9 protein-coding genes are annotated in these 11,264 nt (G+C 33.5%); 2 read left to right on the top strand and 7 right to left on the bottom strand.

The annotated features are described in order from the left end of the window. Window positions 1-74: 74 nt before the first annotated feature. On the bottom strand, window positions 75-323 hold the full coding sequence (locus tag ACXAHM_RS18950) for a hypothetical protein (protein ID WP_474963182.1): 249 nt from the start codon (window positions 321-323) through the stop codon (window positions 75-77). Window positions 324-527: 204 nt separating this feature from the next. Beyond that, complete coding sequence (locus ACXAHM_RS18955) at window positions 528-842, bottom strand: hypothetical protein (protein ID WP_474963186.1); 315 nt, start codon at window positions 840-842, stop codon at window positions 528-530. 242 nt (window positions 843-1,084) lie between these two features. Here ACXAHM_RS18955 and ACXAHM_RS18960 point away from each other — a divergent pair, with 242 nt between their 5' ends. Further along, on the top strand, window positions 1,085-1,843 hold the full coding sequence (locus ACXAHM_RS18960) for a hypothetical protein (protein WP_474963188.1): 759 nt from the start codon (window positions 1,085-1,087) through the stop codon (window positions 1,841-1,843). A gap of 59 nt (window positions 1,844-1,902) precedes the next feature. Here the strand turns inward: ACXAHM_RS18960 and ACXAHM_RS18965 are convergent, their stop codons facing one another. The 4 genes from ACXAHM_RS18965 to ACXAHM_RS18980 form a co-directional block, all read right to left on the bottom strand. Further along, complete coding sequence (locus tag ACXAHM_RS18965; RefSeq protein ID WP_474963191.1) at window positions 1,903-2,916, bottom strand: aldo/keto reductase; 1,014 nt, start codon at window positions 2,914-2,916, stop codon at window positions 1,903-1,905. A gap of 228 nt (window positions 2,917-3,144) precedes the next feature. Beyond that, the gene (locus tag ACXAHM_RS18970) at window positions 3,145-4,548 is read right to left on the bottom strand and encodes an efflux transporter outer membrane subunit (protein WP_474963195.1); all 1,404 of its coding nucleotides are present in this window, start codon (window positions 4,546-4,548) and stop codon (window positions 3,145-3,147) included. 4 nt (window positions 4,549-4,552) lie between these two features. Further along, entirely contained in the window at window positions 4,553-7,741 is a 3,189-nt protein-coding gene (locus ACXAHM_RS18975; protein WP_474963199.1) for an efflux RND transporter permease subunit, read from the bottom strand. Beyond that, window positions 7,741-8,904 carry an efflux RND transporter periplasmic adaptor subunit gene (locus ACXAHM_RS18980; protein ID WP_474963203.1) on the bottom strand — a complete coding sequence of 388 codons (1,164 nt, stop codon included), beginning with the start codon at window positions 8,902-8,904 and terminating at the stop codon, window positions 7,741-7,743. Before ACXAHM_RS18980 ends, ACXAHM_RS18975 begins: the two co-directional genes overlap by 1 nt. A gap of 244 nt (window positions 8,905-9,148) precedes the next feature. Between ACXAHM_RS18980 and ACXAHM_RS18985 the strand changes: the two genes are divergently transcribed. Next, on the top strand, window positions 9,149-10,174 hold the full coding sequence (locus tag ACXAHM_RS18985; protein WP_474963207.1) for a hypothetical protein: 1,026 nt from the start codon (window positions 9,149-9,151) through the stop codon (window positions 10,172-10,174). 130 nt (window positions 10,175-10,304) lie between these two features. On the opposite strand, the gene ACXAHM_RS18990 is transcribed toward ACXAHM_RS18985, so the two are convergent. After that, window positions 10,305-11,000 (bottom strand): hypothetical protein, encoded by a 696-nt coding sequence (locus tag ACXAHM_RS18990; protein ID WP_474963211.1) that lies wholly within the window; start codon window positions 10,998-11,000, stop codon window positions 10,305-10,307. Window positions 11,001-11,264: the final 264 nt, after the last annotated feature.

The following is an 11,264-nucleotide window of genomic DNA, read 5'->3' on the forward strand; positions in this document are numbered from 1 at the left end:
TACTTAGCTAAAAAAAATCTAAAAAAAAGCATTGCCCTATTTCAGAACAATGCCTCTTGTGTTGGTTGATTTTTTTAATGCACAATTTCGATCAATCCACTTGCATGACTAGCTCCCTTCGCTGTCAATTGCGTTGTTGTTTTCTTGTAATGTAGATTGGTATTATAGATATACCCTTCATCTTCAAGAATCGCTACAATTTCATGAATTTCATCTTGGTTTGAAGAAAGTCCGAGGTGTTGTGCAATTTCCTCTATCGTTCTTCCTTCATTCAGGCAGAGTCCAATTAATAGTTTTTGGACTTTAAAATTTACATTGATCATTGGAATAAATATTTAGTTGAATAGGTTTACAAAGGATAATTTAAAAGCTTATTTAGGCTATTCTTTACTTTTCTATAAATAGTTCTTGATGTATAGTAAGTCATTAAGCTTAGCTAAAATTAGTAATTAAACTCCTGATATATAATGACTTCAATCACTATTTAAGAGAATTTAAACCGGTTGCAACCAATTATTCTTGATGATTTAATAGGTAATAAAAATAGTATCGCCTTTTACTATCAGTTTTTCTATAGTCTCACCATCAATATCATCTAAACTTTCAATTTGTTTATCATTTGCATAATAGATGACATTCTTATTAGCGTAAGTCTGCATACTTTGGATTACACTTTTCTCGGTAGATTCATCTATATGTGAAGCAGGTAAATCTACACTGATTTTTTCTAATTCTTCTGCCGTAAAATCTTGCTGAATATCAGATTTTTTATTTGATGAACAAGATGAAATTGTTAGTATTAAACCTAATGTTGAAAGTTGAAGAAAGGTTATTGGTTTCATAACTTAATCTGTTTTTGTTACAAAATTGAAAATAGGAAGTTAGCAATTAATTTAGAATTCTATCATTGATTGATGATAGTTTTTCATAATTTAAGTTTTGAAATGAAATATCATAATAAAGGTAAATTTATCAATCTTTTTATATGAATAACTCATTTTTGGCAATATATTCGTTTTCTTATTCCATTGGAATTTGAGTTCCCCTAACACTTTTTAAACTGGGATTCATTTAACACAACAATATGAACTATTTAAACAAATTCGTAGCATTATCGCTACTTGGTGCAACATTAGCTTTTTCATGTAATAACGCTACTAAGCAATCTGAAGAAGCAAATTCTGAGGAAGTAGTTGTAAGTGCTTCTGATGATAAAGCACAACCTTCTTCTTCTAGTTCTAGCAATTCCGCTAGTGCTAAAAAAGAAACTTCAAAGCCTACTGCTTCGAAGCCAAAGCCTCAAGCGAAGCCTGTTCAGTTTGCCATTCAAAAAGGTACATCAATTACTGTAAAACCTGTTAATCCAATTTCTACTGATGAAGTTGTTACTGGTGACAATGTACAAATGACTGTAGCTAAACCTATTATTGTGAATAGCCAAACAGTTGTTCCTGCAGGTGCTATCGTAAAAGCTAAAGTTGTCTTAGCTAAAAAGCAAAAAACTTTAGGTGGTAGATCTAAATTACATATTGAATTAACTTCTGTAAAAGTAGAAGGTAAAACGTATGCGTTATCAACTGACACTTTTGAATTAGAAGGTAAAAGTAATACTGGTAAAACTGCTGCGAAAGCTGGTGGTGGAGCTGCTGCGGGTGCTGCTATTGGTGCTTTAGCAGGTAAAAAAGGGAATAAAGGTAAAGGTGCTGCTATTGGTGCTGGCGTTGGTGCTGCTGCTGGTTTAGGTGCTGCTGCATTACAAAAGAAAGGTCCTGCTGTTATTGAAGAGGCTGTATCTTTTACAACACAAGAAACTACTCAAGTGACTGTTACATTAATGATGTAATTTTTACTTTATAGATACAAAAAGAGGAATAAATGCAATGTCATCTATTCCTCTTTTATTTATTTCAATATTCCTTCTATTTGATTTAATTCATCCGTAGAAAATTGAAGCTGATCTAAACTAGCTACATTTTCTACTAATTGTTCAGGTGAACTTGCCCCCACTAATACAGTGGTTACTGCTGGGTTATTGATCAACCAAGCAATGGCCATTTGGGAAAGTTTTTGACCTCTTGCTTGAGCGATTTCATTTAAAGCTTTGATTTGATCTAATTTTTGTTCTACTGCTTCAATATTCAAATAGGTATTGTCCTTCTTTGCTCTTGAATTTTCAGGAATACCATTGACATATTTATTGGTCAACATTCCTTGTGCTAAAGGTGAAAATACAATTGATCCGATATTAAGCTCTTGTAACTTTGGCATTAATTCAGCCTCAACTTCCCTTTCAAACATTGAATATTTTGACTGATGAATTAAAACTGGAGTTCCTAAATCATTTAATATTTTAGTCGCTCTTTGTGTTTCTTCAGCACTGTATCTTGATAAACCAATATATAATGCTTTCCCTTGTTTCACGATCTGCGAAAGTGCACCCATTGTTTCTTCCATGGGCGTATCCGGGTCAGGTCGATGATGATAGAAAACATCTACATAATCTAATCCCATTCTTATTAAACTCTGATCCAAGCTGGCGATCAGATATTTTTTTGACCCCCAATTTCCATAAGGACCTGGCCACATATCATACCCTGCCTTCGTCGCAATAAATAATTCATCGCGATGAGCAGCAAAATCTTTCTGTAATATTCTCCCAAAATTTTCTTCAGCTGAACCATATGGAGGTCCATAATTGTTGGCTAAATCAAGGTGCGTTATACCTAAATCAAATGCCTTTCGAAGTATATTCCTAGCATTTCCAAAGTTGTCATTAAAACCGAAATTATGCCATAACCCTAAAGAGATACGTGGAAGTAAAACACCACTATCCCCACATCTATGATATTGCATTGTATCATAACGATCTTCGCTTGGAAGATAAGCTTTTACAGGAGCTTTATCAGAAATATTCATTGTTTTTTATCTTCTTAAATTTAATTGAGTATCAATATACAAGAAGTATTATTTAAAAGGTAAAATCAATAAAATTACGATTGATATTTGCTGAAAATTAGTTACTTTTTTATCGAAATGGAATGAGAATTTACATACAAAAAACCATTCTCACAAAGTGAAAATGGTTTCCTAGTTATTCAAACTTTTTCTAATCAATATGAAATTCTTACTAAAATATTTTTCTATTTATTCATCACTTGTCTTTTGAGACCAACCTCCTCCTAATGCTTTATACAATGCAACATACGATTGTAAAATTTCACTTTTTACTTCTACATATTGTAACTGTGCATCGAAAGAAGAACGTTGTTGTTCTAGATATTCTAGATAGGATGTCACCCCTTTGTCATATCTTTCTTTTGAGAGGTATTCAGCACTTTTTGCCGCTGTTACATGCTTTTGTCGAGCTACCTCTTCTTCATTATAGTATTGTATGGAAGCCAAAGCATCTTCCACTTCTTTAAAACTTTGCCTCACATCCTTTTCATAGGCATAAATAGAGGCTTCAAGTCGTGCTTTTTCCGCTTCAATTTTTCGTTTATTTTTTCCCCATTCAAACAAAGGTCCTACTAAACCTGCGCCCAGATTCCATGCTCCTTTTGAAAGATTTGCAGACGATAAGGCTCCTGATGCAATGCCTCCTGCACCTGTAATGTTTATAGAAGGAAAACGATCTGCAATGGCTGCTCCTACTTTTGCATTTTGAGCCATAATTGCTGCTTCAGATTGCATCAAATCTGGTCGTCTTTTTAATAACTGAGAGGGAATACCAGAAGGAATAGCATCAGGTAATTGTTGTTCAGCCAATGCCCAACCTGTCACCACACTCCTTGGATTGTCTCCTAATAAAACACTTAATGTATTTTCGGCGAGAACGATCCCTCTTTTATAAACTGGCACTGCACTTTCAGCAATCGCTTGTTGGATTTGGGCTTGATTTAGATCAATTTCAGGAATTGTCCCTTTTGCAAATCTTGCATCCATAATCACCATAGAACTGTCTCTTGATGCCAACGTTCTTTCTGCAACCTCCAAACTCGCCTTATTTTTAAGTAATTCTATGTAATATTTCGATACATTAGCGACAAGTTCCATTTGAGTAGCCTGAAGGCCATAAATTGTATTTAAATAATCTGCCTGAGCAGCTTCAGAAAGTCTTTTATTTTTACCCCAAAGGTCAATTTCCCAATTCAAGTTTCCTCCTCCAAAATATGCACCTTGTTGATCATGCATATTCAGATTATTGTAATTCCCGTATTGGTATTGTCCATTGTAACCAATCATTGGTCTAGCACTTACTTTCTGAATTCTATATAACTTCTCAGCTTCAATAATTCTTTGCAATGCAATCTTCACATCTTGATTGTTTCTTAAAGCAGTTGAAATTAAAGTATCTAAAACTGGGTCTTGAATCAACATAGACCAATCCATGATCGAATCTACATTTTGATTGATTAAAGAATCTTCACCAAATCTATATTCCAGAGGCGTATCAATCACTGGAGCCTCGTAATCTTTCCCCATCTTACAACTTCCTAGTAGACTAATTAGAACTACTAAAGTGGATAAGTTTATTAGTATCTTTTTCATTTTCTTAGTCTATTAAATCGTTATTATTTTCTTCCAATTCCTGTTGTTTCTTTAGGTCTCTTTTTTCTTCATACTTGAAGATTTTACCAATCCAAACGAATAACATTGGATAGAAGAATACACCGAGTAAAGTCGCGATACCCATACCACCGATAAGTGTTACACCCATCACTTTTCTTGCTTCAGCACCTGCTCCAGAGGCTAAAACCAATGGTAAAACACCTAAGATAAATGCAAATGATGTCATCAAGATTGGGCGGAATCTTAATTTTGCTGCTTCAATAGCTGAATCATATAATGACATCCCTTCATGGAATTTTATTTCAGCATACTCAATAATTAGAATGGCATTTTTTGCTGCCATTGCAATCAACATAATCAGAGAAATTTGAGCGAAAATATTGTTCAAATAACTTAAACTGAAAAACCTTGCAATCCATAAGAATAAGAAAGCACCAAGTATAGCGAAGGGTGTTCCAAGCAAAATACTGAAGGGCATTGACCAAGAGTTGTATTGTGCTGCGAGGATTAAGAATACAAAGAATAATGAGAATGCAAATATTGCATACACTGAACCTGATGCTTGGTCTTCTTGATAAGACATACCGTTCCAAGTGTATGTAAAATTATCTGGTAATACTTCTGCTGCTACTTCTTCAAGTGCATTCATCGCATCTTTTGAACTGTATCCTTCTGCAGGGCCACCCGTAACTTCTACAGCACGCATCAAGTTAAAACGTGTGGTATATTCTGGACCATAAATATGTTTTACATCCACTAAAGTTGAAAGAGGTACTTTACTACCATCATTAGCAGTTACATAAAATAGATCCAATTGTTTTTCGTCCACTCTGTATTCAGGTTCTGCTTGAATATAAGCTCTATATAATCGACCAAATCTGTTGAAATCATTGACATAAGAACCTCCAAGGAATGCACCGAATGTAGTATAAACGTCATCAAGATTCACTCCTAATTTCAAGGCTTTATCTTTATTGATATCAATAAAGCGTTGTGGAGCATCCGCAGAGAATGTTGTGAATGCCATTCCAATTTCAGGTCTTTCATTCGCCGCTTTGATAAATTCTTGTGTTACCTCTGCTAGATGTTGAGGAGATCCACCTGATTTATCTTGTACCATAATACTAAAACCAGAGCCATTACCCAGACCAGGTATAGCAGGAGGTCCAAATGAGAATACTTTTGCGCCAGGAATTTCTTCAGAAAAACGTTTATTTAATTGATTTACTATTTCTGAAGCTGTATTTTCTCTTACACTCCAGTCTTTTAATTTAATAAATGAGAAACCTGAATTATACGCATTACTTCTTGTCAAAAGTGAGTAGCCATTGTTCACTGTTATTGCTTCTACATTTTCATTTTCAAGAACAATATTTTCCACTTTTTCCATTACTTTTTGTGTACGTTGTAATGAAGAAGCATTGGGAAGTTGAGCATTTACATAGATATAACCTTGATCTTCTTCAGGAATAAATCCATTAGGAAGTGATACCCCAAATACTCCTGCTAATACTGCCGTACCAACGATAAAAATGATTCCTAAAGTAAATTTTCGAGCTACTACTTTTGTTACACCCAAATACTTTTTTGTACTCTTATCAAAAGCAACATTAAATTTACTAAAGAACTTCCCTAACGCTCCTTTTGGAACTGTATGTTCTTTTAAGATTAATGAACATAATGCTGGTGAAAGTGTCAGAGCATTTAAGCCTGAGAAAAGAATTGAAATGGCCAATGTAATGGCAAATTGTTGATATAAACTTCCTGTTATTCCAGACATTGCCGCTACTGGAACAAATACCCCTGCCAAAACTAATGTTACAGCAATAATAGGAGCTGAAATTTCACTCATTGCTTTATTCGTCGCTTCTTTAGGTGAATAGCCTTCCTCGATGTACACTTGTACTGCATCTACTACAACAATGGCATCATCTACAACTAGACCAATGGCAAGTACTAAACCTAATAATGAAAGTACATTAATACTAAACCCTAATAGAGGGAAGAACATAAATGCTGAAATCAAAGAAACTGGAATTGCCAATACCGGAATTAAGGTTGCTCTCCAATCTTGGATAAATAAATAGACCACCAATACCACTAAAATTAAAGCGATAATCAACGTTTCAATAATCTCATGAATACCTGCTGTAATCGGTTTTGTTGAATCTAATGAAACATAATAATCTACATCTTTTGGAAAATCCTTTTTCAATTCATCCATTGTATTCAAAACATTTTCTTGAAGTTCAACGGCATTGGATCCTGGTAATTGGTACATCGCGATGGCAACACAAGGTTTACCATTCAACTTTGTCACTAAATCGTAAGTTTCTGTTCCTAATTCGATTGAGGCTACATCACTTAATTTTACTTGTGAACCATCAGGATTTGTTCTTACTACAATTTTTTCAAATTCTTCGGGAGTTTCTAAACGGTCTGGAAGTAAAACTGTATATGAAAATTCTGTATCCTTAGGAGAAGGTTCACCTCCAAACTTACCGCCGGGTGCAATTAAGTTTTGGCTTTCAATAGCATGTTTGATTTCGGGAACCGTAATATTCATTTTGGCTAAAAGATCTGGTTTCACCCAAATTCTCATTGAATAATCTGAGGCACCATAAACATTTACCCTACCGACACCTTTGATACGTGCAAGCCTGTCTTTAATATTAATTAGCGTATAGTTTCCTAAATATTTTTGATCATACGTTCCGTTTGGAGAATAAAGTGAAACTAATACCGTAATGTTCGGCATTGTTTTTTGCGTCGTTACACCTGTTCTTTTTACATCTTCGGGTAATTTTGCCTGTGCAGTAGAAACTTTATTTTGTGTAAAGACTGTACTCATATCTGGATCTGACCCAACATCAAATGTTGTCTCAATCAACATAGAACCATCATTGGAGTTGGTCGATTTCATATAAATCATATTCTCTACACCATTGATGTCTTGTTCTAGTGGAGTAGCAACAGATTGTTCGATATTTAAAGCACTTGCACCTGTATATGTAGCTCTTACTTCCACTACAGGAGGTGTAATGTTTGGATATTGTTCGATAGGAAGACCAATAATCGATACTGCACCTACTACCGTTGTGATAATTGCAATCACAATAGCAACAATAGGGCGACGAACAAAGAAGTTCGATTTGATTTTTTTAGTATTCATTATTTAGTAGCAATGTTAGATGAAACATGAATCATTTGAGGGTGAATAGTTGTCCCTTCTTTTACTTTTTGTAGGCCTTCATAGACCACAACATCATTCTTGTTAATTCCTGATTTTACTACCCAATAATCTTTATAAGTGATACCTAAATCGACCGTTTTTCTTTCTATTTTATTCTCTCTATTGACAACATAAACATAATACTCACCTTGTACTTCTGTAATACATCTTTGTGGAATCATCATTCCATTTTCTATGACATCAATTGTTGATCTCACTTTTGCAAATTGACCTGGACGAAGGACTTCGTGGGGATTCGGGAATGTCGCTTGCACTAAGATTGAACCCGTATTTTCATCAATATTTCTGTTGATAAAATCAACCGTTCCTTTGAATTTATAGATTTGATTATCCGAGAAAATAAGATCTAAACCATTGTCTGTTAACTCCGTTTCTTGATCTATACCTGATTCAATTTCTTTTTGAGCAGCATAACGAGCAAATTTTAAATAATCATTTTCATTAATGAAGAAACGAACGTTTACAGAATCAATTTTTGAAACCACATCTAATATCACTGGGTTTGGATCTTTACCGACAAACTCTCCTACCTTAGCTTCTGTCCTCCCTATCACTCCATTAATTGGTGAACTAATAGAAGTATACCCTAAATTGATCTGAGCTAACCTTAAATTTGCTTCAGCTGCTTCTACTAGTGATTGTGCTGCTCCTTTTGCCTCAATCGCTTCATCAAGATCAGATTGTGAGACAGCATTCATTTGTGCTAAAGGCTGTATTCTATTTAAATCATTTTTTGCTTTCGTTAATGTAACTTTTGCTTCAGCTAATTCTCCTTTTCGCATGGCTACCGTTGCCAAATATTCTGAAGGATCTATTTTATAAAGCTTTTGTCCTTCTTTAACATGGCTTCCTTCTAAAAAATACATCCCATCTAAATAACCTTCAACCCTTGCTCTAATAGGAATATCCTGTGTTCCATATACTTGACCAACAAATTCCTTTTCAACGGGAATATTTTTTACAGTTACTTCTGTAACTGGAATATCTAATACTTTTGAATGATTATCTTTTGTAGTGTTTTCACATCCTACTGCTCCTAATAACAAAAAGCTCGATAGACCTATAGTGATTAAATTTTTCATATTGTTGTTAAGTTTTAATGTCGAAGTTGAGATGACTTCTTTTATTTCTTATTGACAATACAAAGGTCTCAGTTTAGGATTTTTTGAAGGTGTAAAAAAAGCAACTCTTGTGGTAAAAAAGTCTAAAGTTGAAAAAAGTTAGGTTTACTTTTGGGTAATTAATTGAGGTTAAAACCATGAATTTCAAGGTACTTTTTGTAAATTTAGAATATTACTTCATCACACTCTAAATCTAACTTTTACTATGCAATTACTAACACTCTACCGTAAACAATTTACCGCTTTTGGCACTACTCTTTTTTTAGTATTATGTTTAATTTACATATCTCAAAGTAATTTTATACTCCATCATACAAATACTTTAACTTTGGCTATTACAGCTGATTTTGTGATTACTATTCCATTTATTTATTTTTTATTAATTCGTAATACGGAAATACCTAAGATTACTGTTGCTCCATTAATCATTTTCTGTATTTTCATGGCATCACATATTTTACCAAAAGGAGAACATTCTATTTATTTAGCATTAGCAAAAACTTGGTTAATTCCCATCATTGAACTTACAGTTATCTCTTTTGTAATTTCAAAAGTCTATAAAGCTATTTCTTTATATAAAAAAAATAAAGATGAATCATTTGACTTTTTTACGATCCTAAAAAAGACATGTAAAGAGATTGTTCCTGAAAAATTAGTGGCACCCTTAGCGATTGAAATCGGTGTATTTTATTATGGTTTTATCCATTGGAAGAAAAGAAAATTGTCAAGTCTTGAATATAGTTATACTAATAAAAGTGGAACGATATCCTTACTTTATGCTTTATTGTTTTTGATCATCGTAGAAACTTTCGTTTTTCACTTATTATTATCGATGTGGAGTACATTAGCTGCCAACATCTTGACCTTGTTGAGTATTTATTCTGGCCTTCAAATTTTCGGGTTTCTTCGATCGATGTCAAAAAGACCAATCCAAATAGATCATGACCATTTATATCTGAAATATGGTATCATGGCAGAGACTGTTATTCCCATATCGTCCATTGAATCAGTAGAAGTTTCAAACAAGACATTAGAGGACAAAAACTTTATTAAAATGTCTGTTTTAGGTGATCTAGAAAGTCATAACCTTATCCTTCATCTTAAAAAGAAAGAAACATGGCATGGCTTATATGGTCAACAAAAAAAATTCAAGAAAATTGGTCTTTTTGTAGACGAGAAGGATGCATTTGTTACACGTATCCATCGTGCTATTTCTATGACTCAGCGATAATATTCTTCATTATTCACTTTTCATTAAAATATTGTGGGTGTGAGACGCTATAAAGAGCGTCTCTACAGAGGTAGATTTACCAATATTAAATACTAAGCCAACCTAATGTGGTAGGTTGGCTTGTACTTTATTAATTATACAAATTATTTTCACTCAGATACTTCCTCACTTTCCTAAGCTGCTCTATATTTTCCTCTGATTCTATATCTAATGGATTGTTATAATGCAACATTTCAATACTACCATCTTCCCATTCTTCTACTTTGATAAAAGGGCAGTTGAGGAGTTGTTCTTTGGTGTGGTATTTTTCAAAAGTTTCAGGTGTTGATACGCAATGATAAAAAAATACCTGACGATTAAATGGGTTAGCTTTAACCATATTATCCCAAAAACTATACTTATCCAAAAAATCAAACATATTCCCCACATCCACCCAACTTACATAGCCTAAGCCGTTAGGAAGGCTTTTGTAGAGGTTGAAGAAGAAGGTGTCAAAATTTAAAAAATTAACTTCAGAAAAATCTTCATCATTACTATAATGGGTAATTGTAAAAATATTTTCATTACTTAGAATAAAAACTAAAGAACTTTCGGTATTGGTTAAAGCATTTTCTTTGTCAAAAGAATATACAATCTTGCTTTTTACATCAGTGATAGAAAAAAAATTATACAAATCTAGTTTATATGCTTCTTTAATATAATCTCCCTCATAAAGATCAATATTTTTAGATATCGTGTCCCAAGAAGTTAGAGAAATAAACGCCTCAATTTTCTTTAAAAAAGAAAAATCTGATTTCACATGAAATTCTAATTTTATATTTGCCATTCTATTCCATTTTATCAACAATAATTTTTTCTCCCCAACTGTTCTATGTGTTTAGCGACAGCATCACATAGAACTACCAATTTGTTGAAGTTTTTAACTTAAAACAAATTGGTGTAATACAAATTTTCATGTGGGGCGTGAGACGCTATAAAGAGCGTCTCTACAAGGGGGTACTTTCAATTTTCAATCTACGTTTTTTGAAAGGAGAACCAACCTCAAGCCCATGATTTCAATCATGGGAATACGTGTATTAGCGTTATTAAT

This window comes from Flammeovirga sp. AWQ4_249, assembly GCF_056161045.1.